This window comes from Flavobacterium plurextorum (genome assembly GCF_002217395.1).
GTDB lineage: Bacteria > Bacteroidota > Bacteroidia > Flavobacteriales > Flavobacteriaceae > Flavobacterium > Flavobacterium plurextorum.
The window spans coordinates 160,401-178,634 of the sequence record NZ_MUHD01000021.1; the positions used below are offsets into that span (position 1 = coordinate 160,401).

The 18,234-nt window shown below is 35.2% G+C and carries 11 protein-coding genes; 4 read left to right on the forward strand and 7 right to left on the reverse strand.

What is annotated here, in order from left to right; translation table 11 throughout:
• Nucleotides 1-52: 52 nt before the first annotated feature.
• Nucleotides 53-865 (reverse strand): DUF1338 domain-containing protein, encoded by an 813-nt coding sequence (locus B0A81_RS12235; RefSeq protein ID WP_089058291.1) that lies wholly within the window; start codon nt 863-865, stop codon nt 53-55.
• 188 nt (nt 866-1,053) lie between these two features.
• Here B0A81_RS12235 and B0A81_RS12240 point away from each other — a divergent pair, with 188 nt between their 5' ends.
• Entirely contained in the window at nt 1,054-1,524 is a 471-nt protein-coding gene (locus B0A81_RS12240; RefSeq protein WP_089058292.1) for an Lrp/AsnC family transcriptional regulator, read from the forward strand.
• A gap of 180 nt (nt 1,525-1,704) precedes the next feature.
• Here B0A81_RS12240 and B0A81_RS12245 read toward each other — a convergent pair whose 3' ends face one another.
• Nucleotides 1,705-3,012 (reverse strand): S28 family serine protease, encoded by a 1,308-nt coding sequence (locus tag B0A81_RS12245; RefSeq protein ID WP_089058293.1) that lies wholly within the window; start codon nt 3,010-3,012, stop codon nt 1,705-1,707.
• A gap of 352 nt (nt 3,013-3,364) precedes the next feature.
• Here B0A81_RS12245 and B0A81_RS12250 point away from each other — a divergent pair, with 352 nt between their 5' ends.
• The 3 genes from B0A81_RS12250 (at nt 3,365) to B0A81_RS12260 (ending at nt 6,856) form a co-directional block, all read left to right on the forward strand.
• The gene (locus B0A81_RS12250; RefSeq protein ID WP_089058294.1) at nt 3,365-4,339 is read left to right on the forward strand and encodes an ornithine cyclodeaminase family protein; all 975 of its coding nucleotides are present in this window, start codon (nt 3,365-3,367) and stop codon (nt 4,337-4,339) included.
• Nucleotides 4,332-5,399, forward strand: a complete 1,068-nt coding sequence (locus B0A81_RS12255; protein ID WP_089058295.1) for a proline racemase family protein — start codon at nt 4,332-4,334, stop codon at nt 5,397-5,399. The genes B0A81_RS12250 and B0A81_RS12255 overlap by 8 nt, the downstream gene beginning before the upstream one ends.
• Before the next feature lie 245 nt (nt 5,400-5,644).
• Nucleotides 5,645-6,856 carry a M24 family metallopeptidase gene (locus tag B0A81_RS12260; protein ID WP_089058296.1) on the forward strand — a complete coding sequence of 404 codons (1,212 nt, stop codon included), beginning with the start codon at nt 5,645-5,647 and terminating at the stop codon, nt 6,854-6,856.
• A 91-nt stretch (nt 6,857-6,947) separates the two neighbouring features.
• On the opposite strand, the gene B0A81_RS12265 is transcribed toward B0A81_RS12260, so the two are convergent.
• From B0A81_RS12265 to B0A81_RS12285, 5 genes are all read right to left on the reverse strand, one after another.
• The gene (locus B0A81_RS12265) at nt 6,948-7,325 is read right to left on the reverse strand and encodes a hypothetical protein (RefSeq protein WP_089058297.1); all 378 of its coding nucleotides are present in this window, start codon (nt 7,323-7,325) and stop codon (nt 6,948-6,950) included.
• 319 nt (nt 7,326-7,644) lie between these two features.
• Nucleotides 7,645-11,493, reverse strand: a complete 3,849-nt coding sequence (locus tag B0A81_RS12270) for a M43 family zinc metalloprotease (RefSeq protein ID WP_089058298.1) — start codon at nt 11,491-11,493, stop codon at nt 7,645-7,647.
• Between the two features lie 280 nt (nt 11,494-11,773).
• Nucleotides 11,774-13,231, reverse strand: a complete 1,458-nt coding sequence (locus B0A81_RS12275; protein ID WP_089058299.1) for a SusD/RagB family nutrient-binding outer membrane lipoprotein — start codon at nt 13,229-13,231, stop codon at nt 11,774-11,776.
• A gap of 11 nt (nt 13,232-13,242) precedes the next feature.
• The gene (locus tag B0A81_RS12280; protein ID WP_089058300.1) at nt 13,243-16,437 is read right to left on the reverse strand and encodes a SusC/RagA family TonB-linked outer membrane protein; all 3,195 of its coding nucleotides are present in this window, start codon (nt 16,435-16,437) and stop codon (nt 13,243-13,245) included.
• A 497-nt stretch (nt 16,438-16,934) separates the two neighbouring features.
• Nucleotides 16,935-18,230, reverse strand: a complete 1,296-nt coding sequence (locus B0A81_RS12285) for an aminopeptidase P family protein (protein WP_089058301.1) — start codon at nt 18,228-18,230, stop codon at nt 16,935-16,937.
• Between the last annotated feature and the right edge of the window lie 4 nt (nt 18,231-18,234).

Consider the following 18,234-nt stretch of genomic DNA (forward strand, 5'->3'; position numbering starts at 1 on the left):
CTATGTTTCTATGTGTTTAATTTTTTATGCATTATACCCAATGTTTTGAATATTAAGATTTTTGCAGTTTAACATCTGTGCTTTCAAATATTTTATCGGCAGATGAAGCAACAAAACCTTGATATAATTCTCCGTTTGACATAGGATAACGAAGAGCAAATTCATAATAGCAAGATGGAATTTCCAGAGCTCCTTCTTCAAAATCAATTGTATACAAATCAGCCAATGTACTTGATTGCTCTAATAATTGTTCTGGAGTACCTTTAATTTTTCCGCCAGATTCATTTAATTTCCAGCCGTTGTTTTCTAAGAAAGTGTTCAGTTCCTCTAATGTTTCAAAATCTTTTAAAGCATTAGTATTTATAGTAAAGTGATTGGCTCTAAAACCGTAAACATACATCCAGGCTGCGTATTCAGATTCACTTAATAATGATTTATAGATTTTCTGTGAATTTGCCTTCCAAACAGAACCGCTTAATACTAACTCAGGATTCTTGAATGTATCATCATCACAGCTGTTCAAAATGTCTTTTACAGTTTCCTGCAATTCATCAGAACATTTTTCTAATTCCAATTCAGAAATAAAAATTCTTGGAGCATCTTTATCTGTAGCGTGTTCGTAATGCTTTGCAAATAATTTTTTAGTCTCAAAATTGTATTCACCTTTTGCTTCGTAACCAACATTTAAAAATGGTTTTTCTAATACCTCTATATTAATACGTTTATCATTAAAAGTTCGAATTGCGATATGGTCATTTTTTATTACTTCACCTTTTTCTTCTAATAATTCATGAATTTTTTTCGCTGATGGAGTAATAGCTGCATATTGCTCCCATAGTTTTGTAAGTAGTTGATCTTTATTCATTTTGGTTTTGTTAAAAATGTGTGATTATGACACAAATCTATATAAAATGATGTTATTGTAACATTGTGTGTACGTGATTATTAATAATTAGACATTTCGTGATTGTTTTTTTGTAATTTTGACACTTTAAATGCTGGAATCAGCTTTAGAATTGTCAAAATAGTATAATCAATCCAAAAAAATGAACCATGGCAAGTGCAAAAAACAATGAAAATACTGACTATTTAGATAAAGAAATCATCAAAAAACTTAGTGAAAACGGAAGAGTGCCATTTTCTGATTTAGCTAAAGAATTAAACATATCAAACTCGCTCGTACATTTAAGGGTCAGGAAATTGCAAGAGTCTGGAATTATTACCGGATTTTCAGTAAAACTGAATGCCAAAGAACTTGGTTATGAAACGGTTACCTATACAGGGATTGTTACTAAAGAAGCGCGTTTTTCTTACTCAATTGCTGAAAAATTGAAAGAAATTCCTGAAGTAATTGAATGTCATTGGGTTTCTGGAAAATATGCTTTATTTATTAAAATTGTATCCTATAATAATGAAGAACTTCGTAAAATCTTATACGAGCAAATTCATCAAATTGAAGGTGTAGGAAGTACAGATTCTTTCTTCTCTTTTGGTTCAGCTTTTGAAAAAAATGTACCTGTATAATAAATTAAAAAAACGCTCATTAGAGCTGCCTTTTAGAGACAAGTAAAAAAGAAACACGGATTACACTAATTGTCACAAACAAGATTAACCTATTAAAATTGGTGTAAATTGGTGAAATTTGTGTTCAAAATTGATTTATAAAAATAAGGCTGAAGAAAAAAGTTTCTTCAGCCTCTTTTTTTAATTTAAGTTCGGTTGTTCTGTTAACCATCTTGTCAGTGTGTTCATTATTTTATTTTGATCCTGCTCTGAAAAGTTTTTTATTCTAGTTGCATGACTGCCGCCGGCTAAAACCATTTTTAAAGCATCGAGATTTGAATTAGGAGTGGGAGAACAAGATTCCCAAGTATCATAACCGCCATAAATGTATAGTATTTTTGAACCTTTAGTTTCTACATAATCCCTCACTTTTTTAATGTATTTTGGATTGTAGGTTATTCGTACATCTTTTGGTGCAAAGCGATTGTTCGACGTGCTTTTTACAGTTGTCAATAAATCTTTAACCGGTGTAAAATCAAATCCGTAGTAACCTAGCTCGCTCATGTGCTGATAATACGATGGCAATAAATCATAATAATTTTTGTCGTTGTAGTAACCAATTCCAACAATTTTGTTCATATAATCAAAGAGCGTTTTTGATGATGCTGTGCTGTTTGGAATGTCTTCGCATTTTCCTCCCCACTGCCAGAACGAAAAAGGAAATTCAAGAACGCCATATTCTAACGCTTCATCAAAAGAAACCTCAGTAAAAGTCATTTTTTCTTGTTCAGCATATGCTTTTATTTCTTTAAGAAGCGCTGTTCTGTTTTGAAGTAAAGTACGTTGAAAATCAGTTATTTTTTTACGACATTCTGCAGTTCCTACAGTTGCCAGATGCTGTTCGATTCTAGGATCTTCCTGTGTGTTTATTAAAGGAGCTACATACGGAACTGCAACATCAATGTCATTAGGATATTTCGATTTGTAAATTAAAGTTGTTTCTCCGCCTTTACTAATTCCAGTCGAAATCCATTTTCCGGTATACAATTGCTTCAATTTTGTTACAATCGAATGATAATCGGCAATCGCTTGATCATTAGTTAAATATTCCCATTGAATTGGATTAGGTCTCGAATTTCCATAAAAACGATATTCAACAATTACCTGATTCGTATGCAGTAAAGAACTTAATTCGGTTTTTTTATAGCGTGCCGCATAACCTTCAGTTTCAATCACCATTGGACTTTTAAAATCTAAATGCGATAAATAAACATAATGCTTAAAAGTTCCTTTTTTTGGATTATTGTGGTCTAAAGGTTCGTTAAGAACTAATTGATAAGACTCGCTAAAACCATCAAGGTCTTTAGTTTTTGTAATAGCAGCATCAGGAAATAATTCCTTCAATTTGCTTTCTAAGCTCGTTTGAGCTGTGGTTTCAGTTTGAGCAAAACTAGTACAGAATGTCAAGGAAACAGACAGTACTACTAAAATGTGTTTTAACTTTTTCATTATTTTTTAAAATTGTTTTTTATAAAAATAGGATCATAAAGCCTAATCAATTTGTACTATATTAACCTTAAGTTGGCGTATGTTATCTGATTTTGGGTGAAATAGTATTATCATAAAATAATCTTCTATTTTTAACCTGTTGGGTGCAATTCAAAAAAATATTCAGCACATAGAAACATAGTTTTTTGGCGCAATAACGAATGTAAAAGAGAAATATATTTCTTGAACATAGTTTTAACTCTGTGTACTTAAAATAAGTGAAATGCCTTTTTGAGAATACAAAATCTATGTTTCTATGTGTTAATATTAATTTCACTCAACGGATTGTTTTAATAAAATTTCAACAAAATATATGGAACCTATACAACTTATTTCAGATCATTTCATTGAAGAAAAATGCAATTTTAAAGAGCTTATAGAAAGACTTCGTGCTGGATTTTCGACTTCGGCGATCCAAGTTCCTATGCGTCATCATCATGATTATCCTAATCCTGCAGAAGAGAAAGATTCGACATTACTGCTGATGCCGGCGTTTCAAGCGGGCAAAGATTTAGGAGTGAAAATAGTTACCGTAAGTCCTAATAATGGTAAATATGATTTGCCTTCAATACAAGGAACTTATATTTATCTCGATGGACATAAAGGAAATATAAAAGCAATTCTTGATGCGAAGTCATTAACAGGAAAACGAACTGCGGCAACATCTGCACTGGCAAGCAGTTATCTTTCTCGAAAAGAGTCTTCGTCTATGCTGATGATTGGAACGGGAGCTTTAGCTATAAATTTAATTCAAGCTCATGCGAGTGTAAGACCAATAAAAGAGGTTTTTGTTTGGGGAAGAACAATAGAAAAAGCGCAATTGGTCTGCGATGCACTTAAAAATTCTTCGTTCAGCTGTAAGCCGGTTTCAACTGTAGAAGAAGTTATTTCTCAAGTTGATATTATTTCGGCAGCAACTTTATCACCTGTTCCGCTTGTTTTTGGAAAATGGCTGAAAGCAGGACAACATTTAGATCTTGTTGGCGCATATAAAAAAGATATGCGTGAGGCAGATGATGAAGCTGTTTTAAAATCAAGTTTATTTCTGGACACTTATCAAGGCGGACTTAAGGAAAGCGGTGATATTTTGATTCCGCTGACAAGTGGAATTATCACAAAAGAAACGATCAAAGCAGATTTATTTGAACTGTGCAGTAATATCAAAACAGGCAGAACATCTCAGACTGAAATCACCTATTTTAAATCCGTTGGACACGCTTTAGAAGATCTTGTTGCGGCTGGATATTTTTATGAAGAGTATAATTTAAAAACACAACAAAATGTCTAAAACCTACCATAATATTTGTAATAATATTGATTATAAAGCTGAGGCAGATGTACTGCAGATAAAAACAATTGATATGCATACAGGCGGTGAACCTTTGCGCGTAATTGTTTCTGGTTTTCCGAAACTGAAAGGAAATACGGTTTTAGAATACCGAAGAGATATAAAAGAAAATTACGATTATTTAAGAACGGCATTGATGTTTGAGCCTCGCGGTCATGCTGATATGTACGGTTGTATTTTGCTTCCGCCAAATGATGATGATGCCGATTTTGGTATTCTTTTTATGCATAATGAAGGATACAGCAGTATGTGCGGTCATGCGGTTATTGCAATAAGTACTTTGGCAGCAAAAATGAATTGGATTGTAATAAAAGAAGGTGAGAATGATTTGAAAATTGATGCTCCATGCGGTAGAATTTTTTCGTATGTAACCATTTTAAATGGCGAAGTAACAGGAGTGAGATTTCATTGTGTGCCTAGTTTTGTTGTAGGTTTAGATCGTGTTGCAAATGTTCAAGACGTGGGCGATGTTGTTTATGATTTGGCTTATGGCGGTGCTTTTTATGCTTACGTTGATTTGAGAAAAAATACACATTTGAATTTTGGTTTAACCGAAGAAAATTACCGTGCCATTATTCAGAGCGGCGTTGATATAAAACATGCTGTGATGGATCAGGATAAAGAAATTCAGCATCCGTTTGAGGAGGATTTGAGTTTTTTATACGGCACCATTTTTATTGATGAACCGCTTGATATTGCTAATCACAGCCGAAACGTTTGTGTTTTTGCTGATGGAGAAGTCGATCGCTCTCCAACTGGTTCCGGTGTTTCTGGAAGAATTGCGATTGAAAAAGCTAGAAATGCCATAAATTTGAATGAATTTATTACAATAGAAAGTATAACAGGAAGTACTTTTACAGGATCTCTTGTTAGAGAAGAAAAATTTGGTCCTTTTAAAGCTGTAATTCCGCAAGTAGAAGGAACTGCTTTTGTAACTGGAGTAAACACGTTTTTAATAGATCCAAAAGATCCTATGAAAAATGGCTTTATACTTAGATAATTAAAAAGGTTAGTGTAATTGCTTAAAATTATTTAACACATAGTCCCGATAGCTATCGGGATAGGTTTGTTTTATTGGATAAAAGATTAAAATAAATGACACATCATTTACACATAGAACCTCTATGTGCATTCATGCAAAGTGAAATGCCTTTTCACGCAACAAAAAGCTATGCTTCTATGTGTTGAAAATAAGTACACGTGAACAAGTTTAGATAATTAATCAATTTTTAAAAAATATATAAAATGACAATTGGTATAGGAGGCTCAACTGCTGCTGCTGAGTTAGAGAAAATCGAAAATATGACATTGGATGTAAAGCCAATTCAGCCAGAAGAATATTTGGCGCGTTTAAAAAAAGCAGTTACTATTATGAAAGACAGCAACGTAAAAGTGCTGTACGTTAATGCAGGAACAAACCTTTATTATTTTACAGGAACGAAATGGAATCCATCAGAAAGAATGGTGGGCGCTTTGTTATATGATGATGGAACGCTGGATTATATTGTTCCAAAATTTGAAGAAGGTACATTTAAAAAGTACATGCAATTAAACGGAAAAATTAATTGTTGGGAAGAGCACGAATCTCCTTATGCTTTGATGGGAGAATTATTGAAAGGTAAAAACATTGTAAACGGAGATGTTGCAATAGACGAATCAGCTCCTTATTTTTTGGTTGATGGTGTTGTAAAAGCAAATCAGTCGTATAGCATTATCAATGCACTTGCAATAACATCAGCTTGTCGTATGCAAAAATCGGCTAACGAAATTGCTATTATTCAAAGAGCAAAAGATATTACAATGGTCGTACAGCGTGCAGCGGCAAAAATATTACGACCTGGAATTACGGTTGCTGAGGTTACTAAATTTATAAATGATGCTCATATAAAAGCAGGTGCAGTCTCTGGTTCATATTTTTGTATTGTTTTATTTGCTGATGATACGCAATATCCACACGGTGTTTCTGTACCTCAGGATTTAAAAGAAAACGGAGCAGTTATTATTGATACTGGTTGTAAACTCGAAGGATATCTTTCGGATATTACAAGATCATATTCATACGGAACTCCATCTGAAGAATATAAAACAATTTGGAATTTGGAAAAAGCAACGCAGCATGCCGCTTTTGAAGCTGCTCAAATAGGAGCTTCATGCGGATCTGTTGATGATGCAGCCAGAAAAACATTGGCAGAAGCAGGCTTAAGTCCAAATTACAATTTGCCGGGATTACCACATAGAGTAGGGCACGGAACTGGTTTAGATATTCATGAATATCCATATTTAGTAAGAGGCAGTAAAATTGAACTTCTTGAAGGAATGGTGGTTAGCAATGAACCTATGATTTGTATTCCTGGAAAATTTGGTATTCGTCATGAAGATCATTTTTATATGACAGAAAACGGACCAAAATGGTTTACAACGCCAATGGAAAGTGTTGAAAATCCATTTGGGTATTAATTAGTAAACAAGAAACAGAAATCCCGTCTATTTATGTAAATCAACTTGCATAAATAGGCGGGATTTTTATTTGTACGCCTTGAGATAAAATTTAATAAGGCAGTTTATCGGCTGGAATTCCTATGAAATCAGGATCAGGTGTGATTTCAAATTGTACTGCTTTAATATGAGTTTGATCTTGCTGTAAAGCTTTCATTACACGATGCATGCCATCCATTAAACGTCCGTCGGCACATAAAATAATGGGATATTGCAAATCTACAGCGTCTATAAGTTTAATGTGTTCTAGAATCGCCGCACAAGTTGGCTGTTGATCTGAATCTTGAAACCAATAAGGTTCGTTAACCTCTTTTATTTCGCTGAGTAAAATATTCTTTATTGGAAATTTTTTTGATAATTCTACCAATCGATGCACATCCCAGGCTTTTAGACCATCTTTGCTTGGACGCAGATTATATTGCTTTCTCATAGTTCTCGTTTGTTAGAAATACAAAGTTATGCAAAATGAAAAACCGCTGAAAGAGTTCTCTCAGCGGTTTTGTTTTTTAGAATTGTATTTTAATTTTGGTGAACCCGCTGTGTGTAATTACTTTCAACACATAGAAACATAGCTTTTGTAGTGTGAAAAGGCGTTTCACTTTTTTTAATGCACCCCGTCCCGAAGTTTCGGGATCGGGACTAGCTATGTGAAAGAAATGTGTTTCTTTTTCATCTCCTTTTTTTATGTATCAAATCTATGTTTCTATGTGTTAGATTATTTTTTTGCAATTACACCCAATGGGTTATAATTACTTAACGATTAGTTTTTTTCTCTGAGTGAAATTACCATCAGTAAGTACTACATGATAAATACCAGTTGGTACATTCTTTAAGGTATAGCTTGATGTATTGCGAACAGCATCAATTACGGCACCAACATTATTGTAAATCGTAATTACAGCAGTTGCGACATTTACATTTTCAAAATTGAAATTTACAACGTCAGTTGCTGGGTTCGGGAACATTGAGAATGATTTTTTACCTGTTAAAATATCATTTCCTTGAGCTCCAGAAAGCGGCAGATTGATGTCAAGATAATTACTCCAAGCACTCGTTCCAGATGCATTTGCTGCTCTTACTCTAAATCTGTAAGCTGTTTCAGTTCCTTGTTTCGGAATCCATAAATAATATGTAGTTGAAGTTCCTGTAGTTGTCCATCCTGTTGCAGCTTTGTACAATTGCACTTCATAGCTTGTAGCATTAGTAACTTCAGTCCAAGAAGCATAGAATCCTGATGAATAAACGCCTGAATTTCCAATATTTGTCGGCGTATTTAAAGTAACTGGATTAGGATTTGAAGCTCCAAAAGTTACTGTGTAATCTTCAACTTCACCATCGCCAATATTCCCGCAGGCAGTTGCTGGGTTTCCGTTGTATTTCATTACAATACGCATTCTTGTTGTTCCAGTTCCATCTGCAACTGTAAAATTGCCAGTTACAGTGCCCGTTGACGAAAGTCCGTTGATTACTTTTTCAGAAGGCTCAAAAGTGTTGTTCTTGTTGTAATCGATCCAAATTCCCCAAGATTCTGAATAATTAGAACCTGAAAAACCTGGAGTTAAGCTTACTGCAGCGCTAGTATTAGGCGTTAATGTTATGTTTTTAGAAGTATAATTTCCGTAACCTGAGGCGTCTGCACCAGATGTGGTTGTAAAACTTCCAATAGTAACATCTTTAATATACTCGTATGAATTGCTTCCTTGCGCCGTACAATAAGCAGATGCAGCTTCGATAACAGCAGTCGCGACATTCGAATAATCTGAAGAAACAGCATTTGCACTGGCTTTAACTCTGTAAGTATAAGTATTTCCAGCAGTTAATCCAGTATTAGTGTACGTAACCACATTTGGGCCTAAAGTTGCAATACTGCTGTAAACACCATCTGCAGAAGCTCTTTCTACTGTATATCCCGTTTCGTTAGTGGCATTATCAACCCACGTTAAAACAGCTTGAAGACTGGTTGAATTTGCTGTTGCAACTAAATTTGTTGGAGCTGCAACGGTTATTCCGCCTGTTGCTCCAGCAATAATGGCTTGATTTGGCTGTGTATTATAAGCAAACTCTGAAATTGTATAACCGTCTCCGTTTGTGGTTACTTTTACCTTAAACCACCCGTAGCAAGTTCTGCCTCTTCTGCTGTATTCAAAACCTACATAAGCCGTTTGATTGTCCCAAGCAGTGTAAGTTGCCGTGCGTAAATCTAATTGATTTGGATATGCTGCTGGAGCAGTAAAGTTGCTTGTTGCACCTATAGATGTTCCTGCGGCAATTTTAGCAATGTTTCGTGTTCCAGTTTCAGTTACCAATCGTTTACCATACGTTTCAATTTTTAAAGCGTTAGCGGCATATTGCCACGCTCCATACTCCGTATTGTCGCCAATTCCTAAATCAAAATATTGCCATACCGATGCTGGTGAAGCGACGTAATCGGGATTGTTTACATAATAGATTCCGTAAGGAGATTCGAATTTTAGATTGATGGTTTTTGCCGCATTGTCAAGCGTTGCTATTCCGCCAGTAATTGCAGCATCTTTAAACGTTACAATTACTGCAGCATCATTGGCTGGTAAATGTGAACTTGCTTTTCCTGTAAAAGTAAGGGCTGCTTTTGAGTTGCTTTGCAAGGTTAAAACTGCTGTTAAACCTGCTGGAACGCCAGTAATAGTGTAGTCCGTATTTGCAGTAAAAGTTCCAGAGCTTTTTGTAAAAGTTCCATTATTTGTAGACAATGAAATTACAGCATTTGTGGTAACACCTCCATCATTAGCATCTGCTTCATATAAAGTATCAGTCGAAAGAACTACGGCAGTTTTTGGAGTCATTCCAGTATAAATTGCGGCTCCCGGTTGTGTATTGTAAGCGTATTCAGTAATGCTGAAACCATCTCCGTTTGCGTCAACCGTAACTTTAAACCAGCCATAACAAGTTAAACCATCAATAAGATAATCGAAACCAACATATCCAGTTTTTCCGTCCCAATTAGTATATGTTGCGGTGCGCAAATCTAACTGATTTGGATAAGCTCCCGGAGCTGTGAAATTACTTGCGGCACTTACAGAAGAATTAGCAGGAAGCAGTGTAATATTTCTTGTTCCAGCTTCGCACACTAATTTTTTTGCATAAGTTTCAATTTTTAAAGCATTGGCGGTATATCTCCAAGAACCAAAAGCAGGATCATCGCCTTTGTTTATTTTAAATGCTTTCCAAGTTTGAGCAGCAGATGCGGTCGCGTCTGGCATGTCGACAAAGTAAATTCCATAAGGATCTACAAACTTAAAGTCATAGTTTAAGCTTGTACAGGTTAGATCTGCAGTTCCGCCTGTGAAAGCGGCAGGTAAAAATGTAATTGCGCCTTTTGTATTATTGGCTGTTTGATGATTTGCAGCGTTTCCAGTTAAAGTTACCGTTAATTGTGAGTTTGAATTAACAGTGATTACAGGTGTAATTCCCGCTGGAAAAGTATGAGAAAAATGTGTTCCAGAAGTCATTGTTCCTGACGAAAGCGCAAATGTTTTTCCGGAAAGTGTTACGATTGATGCGGTATCAAAAGCACCATTATTAGAAATAGCTTCTTTAAACGAACTTGTGTTTACGGTTAGTAAACCTCCAGTAGCGTTTACTCCAGTAGCAATAAGGTTGTCTGCCTGCCAAAGTGATTTTCTTGCGGGATGTTCTAAGGCAGCAACCATTCGGTCGATTTGTCCTTGAGTGTACATTTTGTAACAGCCTTGAGCACCATTGTACCCCATATAATTTTCATTGTTTACTCTGTCTCCGTTGCAGTTTGTACCTTGAGTACAGGCCAAAGTATGTTTTCCGTCTTCAAGAGGCGTATCGTCTACCTCATCAGTACCTGTACAGCCTCCTTCAAAAGTGTGAATTAGGTTCAAAAAATGTCCAAATTCATGAGTAAGCGTTGCCGAAAATTCTGTGCTATAGGAGTTGTCATATAAATAAGCTCCATTAAAAACAACCCTTGCAGTATTGCTCGCAGTCATTCCAGAATCAGGATACCAAGCAACGCCCGAATTGTTTAAAGCGCCATCTGCGTATAAATCGTTTTGAATGTAAACATTCATGTACTTTGTATTGTCCCAAGCATCGGCTGCGATTTGATCGTCGTAACCGCCGCCGTTACCAAAACCATTTTTAGCAGGATGAAATACAACTCCCGAAGTACAGCCGCCGTTTGGATCGATTTTGGCAAGTTTAAATTCGATTTTTAAAGTACCTCTTCTGGCTTGAAAAAAAGGATCAACCGTTTGATAGTCGGCATTACGGCCGTTAAAATCATCATTAAGATGTTGTAAATGATTTACGATTTTTTGATAAGTAACTGTTTTTCCGCTCTGAACGTCACCGTAAATGTGAAATACAACAGGAATGACATAAGAGGTTTCGGCCATTTTACCTGTTTTTGATTTTCTTGCGGTACTGAAGTTTTTACTAAAAGCATCAAAGTCTTGTTTTTCTTTTAATGCATGAGGATTTGATTTGTAGATTTTTTCATTCTCTTCGCTCGTCCGACAGGGAAGACCTTGAGCGCTCATTTTAAGCATCATAAGTAATGACGCGAATAAAAATAGTTTTGTTTTCATAAATGTAGGTATTTGTTTAGTTGAACCAAAGATATTTTTATATGAAATGACATACTTGTACTATTTTATTCGGTTATGATATGAAATTATCTTAAAATTAACTTTAAAATTATGTTATGTGTTTTTATTCAGTTAATTACGTGTGTCATTGTTTTGTTTTGGATTTGTTTTGAATTTTGTGTAGAAAACATAATTCCAGAGTTTAAATCAAAGAAAAAGCAGGCGTTTTTAAGGCGCCTGCTTCTATTTAATGAGATGTTAAATTGCTTACTAATTCAAATTAAAATTTATCCCAAAATAATTTTGTTGTCATTTTATCTCCGCCAATTGCTGTTGCGGCAGCATTATAGTTTGCTGTATTTAAAGTAGAGTCAAATAAAGAATAAATGTTTCTTACTGGAACTTTTCCTCCTGCTTCAGAAACTGCTGTTATTGGAGCAGCTAAAATAGGGAAGTCTAATCTTCTGTATTCAGTCCAAGCTTCAAATCCGCGGTTGTAGTATGCGATCCAAAGCTGATATGCGATTTTTTGTTTATCAGTTCCAAAAGCTGTCGCATAAGCAACATCAGTTCTAGCTAGATAAGTGTCTGCATCTGCAGTTGAAACTCCCCAGTAATTCATGCTGGAACGAATTCCTTTCTCATAATATTCAGCAGCTGTTGCGCCTACACTAAAACCTCTGCTGGCTGCATCTGCAAGTAAAAAACAAGTTTCAGTATAGTCAAAGATTACTCCCGGATTTGTTCTTTCTTTTATTCTTACACCTACATTCGAGTAGTTTTTATAACTTACTTGTTGTGCGTAAGGTGCGCCTTTGTAAGCTCCTGCAATTTTTGAAGCTGGATTAAAAAAGATATCTCTTCTTGGATCCGATTTTCCGTTTAATTCATTTACAAAAAATTCTGCCGGCATGATTTGGCTTTCGTTTACCAAGCTGTTGTACAATGGATTCTGATCAATTACGGTTTTGTAATATTGAAATAAAGCATTTTCAGCATTATTTGCAATTACTCCTGAGCTGTATGCAGATTCTACCATTGCTTTAGCTTTGGCAGCATCAACATCGGCTAAGTGCATTCCTAATTTTAATTTAACACTATTCGCTAATTTTTTCCATTGTGCTGCTTTTCCATTGTAAATAAGGTCAGCGGTTCCAAAACTGTCATAACTGCCGTTTAGATCTGCAATTGCTGCATCTAAACGTACTGCTAAATCTAAATAAACTGTTTTTGCATCGTCGTATTTTGGATTTGGATATTTTTCTATATCTAAAGCTTCAGAATATACAATGTTTCCAAAAAGATCAACCAGTGTTTGGTAAGCCATTATAATTTGAACTTCCAAAATGGCAATTCTATTTTTCTTGACAGCGGTTTCAACAGGACCTAAAGCCTGCTCATCTGTTATTTTCTTTTTTGCAATTATTAAATCCTGCAAGACATCTCTATAAAGTACTACAGAATGTGAGTTTCCTAAGTTTCTTTTGGCTTGATTGTAATTTACTTCGTCTGTATAAGTCGATGTAGTCCAATGCTGTGCATATGCTCTAAAATTATTATCATTCACAGAAGCATTTGTCAAGAAATAAGAATAATTTACTTGAGAACTTGTCATTAAACTTCCCGGTAAGGCTGAGGTATAAGCTTTTGTGTTCTCGTTTAATCGGTCGATGTCTTCGCAAGAAACAGCAGAACTTAGCAATATTCCTGCAAGGAGTATGGTTGTTATTTTTTTCATTTTGTTTGTTTTTAGAATTGAACTTTTATATTAAAGTTGTACTCTTTTGTTGTTGGTAACACTCCAGTTTGAAAACCTTGTATATTTCCAGATGACGTTCCCGCTTCTGGATCAGCATATGGAAGGTTTTTGCTGATAATCCATAAATTGCTTCCGTTTACTGCAAAAACCAAGCTGTTGATGAAAGTGTGTGTTAGGTATTTTGAAGGGAATTTATAACTCAAACCTACTTCGCGTAATTTTACATAAGAAGCGTCATAAACATAAGCTTCCTGCGGCATAGCGTTGTAAGTGTTATAATCAGCAGGAACAACTGTTGTATTTGGTGTGCCATCTGCTTTTACACCAGGAAGAATAATTCCACCTCCGTCAGCAATTGAATTTCTTACAGGGTTTCCTAGGTGGTTGTTTCCAACTGTGCTTTGGTAAATACCTGTAGTGTGGCCGTATTGTTGATCTAGAGACCATACATTTCCGCCTTGTTTCATGTCTATTAAAAAGTTGAATGCGAAATCTTTGTAACGAAAAACGTTGTTGATACCGCCTGTCCAGTCAGGATTTACATCACCAATAGTTGCTCCGGCTACCACTTCATATTGACCGTTTGCTTTTACAACTCTTTCGCCGTCTAAATATTTAAAACCTCTTCCAATAAATTGACCAATTGGTTTTCCAACCTCAGCAATGTATCCAACACCTTGAAATGAACCTATCGAAAGTCTCTCGGCACCATTTAGGTCAATAACTTTGTTTTTGTTAGTTGCCCAGTTGATTCTAGCTTCCCATGAAAAGTCTTTAGTTTGAAACGGAATAACATTCAACGAAAGTTCATAACCTTTGTTCTCAACATTTCCGCCATTAATCCACTGTCTGCTGTAACCCGTTTGCACAGGAACTTCGATAGATAAAATTTGGTTTGTAGTATTGGTTTTATAGTATGAAAAATCTAAACCAATTCTGTTTTTTAAGAATTTAAGCTCAATACCAGCCTCAACACCCTTTGTAAGCTCACTTTTTAAGTTCGAATTACTTTTGTTGTTTTCATTTGAAAAACGAATTCCGTCAGGACCAAAATTGCTGTTTTTTGCAAATGTTGATTGAATAACAGCAAACTCAGCGTCATTACCTGTTTCTGCATAGTTTAAACGAAGTTTTCCAAAAGACAACCAGTCTGCATTAAGGTGTTTGCTGAAAATATAAGTTCCAGTAATAGATGGATAAGTGTAAGTATTGTTTTTCTTAGGAAGTGTAGAGGATTGATCTACTCTGTATGAGCCTTCAACAAAATAAGTTTCATTAAAGTTGAATGTTGCATTGGCATAAACACTATTTGTACCTATCGTTTCGTAAAACTCGTCAGGATAGTTAATAGGAGAAAGTGTGTTGCTTAACATATATTTACCAGGAACAACTAAACCTCCATTAGTTCTGGCATAAGTATGATTGTTAACAGAACGTCTTGTGTTACCTCCTAATAATCCATAAAACTTAATTGTTTCAGTGATATCAGTTTTAAAGTTTAAGATTAAATCTAAATTGATTTCGCGGAACGTTTTGTCGTATCTAGAATATTGTCCTAACATGTTGGATGTTCTTTTAGAACCAACAGCAATACGTTCTTCTTGCAATTGAGAGTAGTAATCAACAGATCCTTTTCCAACAATGTTTAACCAGCTTGATACATCTGTGCTTAATGCAAAGTTACCAAAGAAACGATCTCTGTTTAAAGAGTTGTAATTGTTGTAACGCTGAAAGTATGGATTGTCGTGAAATTGAACACTTAAATCAGTTGGTCCGCCAACACTCCAAGTTGTGTTTCTTTTGGTTAAATTGTAAGCATCTTCTAAATCCTGAAAATCAGCACTCATGTTGTACCATTGTCTTACACTGCTCAAGTAATTATTTCCACCGTCTCCGTAACCCGTTTCGTTCATTCCTTTTGCGTATGCTTTTAAGTAATTTGCAGAAGCAGAAATTTTTGTTCTTGAACTAAGTTTGTAAGTCGACGAAAAATTAAAATTGTCTTTTTTGTTGCTGCTGTTTGGAAGAATTCCTTGAGTTTGGTTATAGTTTGTATATCCAAATCTAAAATCACCATTTTCATTTGATGCCGAAACAGCGATGTTGTTCGTATACGTAAGACTCTTTTGGTAAAAGCTGTTTGGATTCTTTTTTACAGGTGCCCAAGGTTTTGCAATGCCATATGTAGGCAATTCTGGGTAAAAAGAGTTCCAGTTGTAAACCAATAAATTTGGATCGTATTTTGGTCCCCATGATGCATCATCAGTTGCTGCATAAGGGTGTGTACCGCTTCCTAAATCTACAGTTCCATAAAAATCACCATATCCACTGCCGTATTGATTTTGGTATTCTGGTAATGTTTTTTTATCTACAGATCCAACATTTACACCACTAGTAAAAGTAATTCCAAGTCCGCCTTTAGATTTGCTTCCCTTTTTCAATGTAACAAGGATAACACCATTTGCAGCTCTAGAACCGTACAAAGCAGAAGCTGCAGCGCCTTTTAAAACGTTCATAGACTCGATATCATCAGGGTTAATATCTGATGCCGCATTTCCATAATCGTATCCACCCGTATTTCCACCACCTTGTTGGTCGATTGTATTTGTGTTATCATTATTTAAAGGAATTCCGTCTACAACCCATAAAGCTTGGTTGTTTCCTGTAAGAGAAGACGATCCGCGAATAATAACATTTGTTGATCCGCCAATGTTGTTGTTTCTTCTAATGTCAACACCAGCCACTTTTCCAGAAATAGAGTTGGCTACGTTTCCGCTGTTAACTCTTGTCAAATCTTCTCCTTTGACTTCTTGTGTAGCGTAACCAAGAGATTTTTTCTCTCTTTTAACACCTAAAGCGGTTACTACAATTTCTTGTAGTGCTGTTGAGCCTCCAGACATTTTAAGATTTATCTTATTTGTAGATGCTGGTACTTCCTGAGATTTCAGTCCTATATAGCTAAATGTTAAAACTTGGTTTGGAGATGCGCTGATAGAAAAAGCGCCATCAAAGTCTGTTTGTGTTCCTGTTTTGGTTCCTTTGATAGATACACTTACGCCTGGTAAAGGCAGTCCTGCATCATCGGTAACAACTCCTGTCACTATTCTTTCCTGCGCAAAGATTAGCTGCGTTGCAAATACAAAAAAGAGTATCGCAATCTTTCTAAAATAAAGGTTAATTCTCATATTATGATTTTATGATTAGTAGGTGCAAATATTTTGCATTTATGGTTTTTTTTATGCCAATATATTATCATAAAATCAGATTATATTATCGTGTTTTGCGTATTGTTTATTTTGTTGTTTTGCAGTTGTAAGTATTTATTTGCTTAAAGATGTTGTTGTTTTAAATGTTTTAAAACTTGAAGACATTTGGTTAAGATCATCTAGATATTAAAAAAGTATAAAAACTTCATTTTCAGAATAAAAAAAAACAGTTACAAAATTGCTCTTGTAACTGTTTTTTTATGATGATAAATTTAAAGCCCCAGCAGGGCAATGTGATTAAATTTTAGGCACACTATTGTTATTTCGACGAAGGAGAAATCTTCGCAAGTAACTCCGCAACGAGAATCCAATCTTTGTTGAGCTTCTCATGAAGATTTCTCCTTCGTCGAAATGACAAAACTTTGCGATTTTGTTCCTTAGCTTAATGATATTGCCCTCTGGGACTTAAAAAGAAGCTATTTGTGCTGCATCAATTTTTCGATATCGGCTATTTCGATTGGCAGCGCTTCAGAAAGGTTTATATTTCCATCTTCCGTAAGCAGGTAATCATTTTCTAATCGGCAGCCAATTCCTTCTTCTCTAATATAAATTCCGGGTTCGCAGGTAAACACCATTCCTTTTTCTAAAGTGCGCGAATATAATCCAACATCATGAACATCAAGACCTAAATGATGAGCTGTTCCGTGCATGAAGTATTTTTTGTAAGCCGGATAATCAGGATTTTGATTGGCAATATCTTCAGGAGTAATTAGCTTTAATTTAATTAATTCCTGTTCTATTAAAGCTGCCATTTGTTTTTCGTAATCGCTGTGACGAATACCTGGTTTTAGCAATTTTGAACCTTCTTTTAAACAATGCAGAACAGATGAATATACTTCTCGCTGACGGGGTGAAAAAACACCATTTACAGGAACACATCTTGTTGTATCTGAATTGTAGTTGGCGTAACAAACACCAAAATCGACTAAGATCATATCATTTTCTTTGCAAACGGCATCATTAGTATTGTAATGCAGAGCGCAGGCATTTTTTCCAGAAGCGATAATAGGTCGGAAAGCATGACGAGAAGCGCCATTTTTAATCACTTCATAAATTAGTTCAGCTTCTAGTTCAAACTCTTTAATGTTTGGTTTAACGGCTTTTAAAAGACGTTCAAAACCTTTCACGCTGATGGCTGAAGCTTTTTCTATAAGAGCAACTTCTTCCGTAGATTTTATTGGGCGTAATTCGCGTGTAATTTTTGCTGCTCTGTCGTATTGATGTAATGGATATTTTTCTTTACACCATTGAATCATTCGATCTTGACGAGTCGTCATTTCGGCAGTTACTCTTTTGATGTGTTCATTATGCCCCAAATAAAAAGCATCGGCTTCAAAAGCAAAAAGCTGTAAAGTTTTTTCAAATTCATGAATCCATTTTACGTTTTTTATACCCGAAATTGCTGAGGCTTCTTCTTTGGTCAAAAAATCACCATCCCAAAGTTTGGTGTGCTCGTTTACCTCTTTTATAAATAATATAGTTCGATTTTCTTCTTTGTATGCATCGGGAGAAAGAACCAAAATAGTTTCGTCCTGATCAATTCCCGACAGATAAAATAAATCATTGTTTTGAGCAAATCCCATTAGGTCATCTGCATTATTTGGAATTACATCATTAGAAACTAAAACTGCAATGCTGTTTGGATTCATTTTTTCCGAAAAACGTTTTCTGTTTTCGATGAATAAAGAGGCTGATATCGATTCGTATCTCATAAAT

Coding starts and splice junctions, on each gene's coding strand:
- B0A81_RS12235 (WP_089058291.1), bottom strand. CDS start 865: ATGAATAAAGATCAACTACTTACAAAACTATGGGAGCAATATGCAGCT.
- B0A81_RS12240 (WP_089058292.1), top strand. CDS start 1,054: ATGGCAAGTGCAAAAAACAATGAAAATACTGACTATTTAGATAAAGAA.
- B0A81_RS12245 (WP_089058293.1), bottom strand. CDS start 3,012: ATGAAAAAGTTAAAACACATTTTAGTAGTACTGTCTGTTTCCTTGACA.
- B0A81_RS12250 (WP_089058294.1), top strand. CDS start 3,365: ATGGAACCTATACAACTTATTTCAGATCATTTCATTGAAGAAAAATGC.
- B0A81_RS12255 (WP_089058295.1), top strand. CDS start 4,332: ATGTCTAAAACCTACCATAATATTTGTAATAATATTGATTATAAAGCT.
- B0A81_RS12260 (WP_089058296.1), top strand. CDS start 5,645: ATGACAATTGGTATAGGAGGCTCAACTGCTGCTGCTGAGTTAGAGAAA.
- B0A81_RS12265 (WP_089058297.1), bottom strand. CDS start 7,325: ATGAGAAAGCAATATAATCTGCGTCCAAGCAAAGATGGTCTAAAAGCC.
- B0A81_RS12270 (WP_089058298.1), bottom strand. CDS start 11,493: ATGAAAACAAAACTATTTTTATTCGCGTCATTACTTATGATGCTTAAA.
- B0A81_RS12275 (WP_089058299.1), bottom strand. CDS start 13,231: ATGAAAAAAATAACAACCATACTCCTTGCAGGAATATTGCTAAGTTCT.
- B0A81_RS12280 (WP_089058300.1), bottom strand. CDS start 16,437: ATGAGAATTAACCTTTATTTTAGAAAGATTGCGATACTCTTTTTTGTA.
- B0A81_RS12285 (WP_089058301.1), bottom strand. CDS start 18,230: ATGAGATACGAATCGATATCAGCCTCTTTATTCATCGAAAACAGAAAA.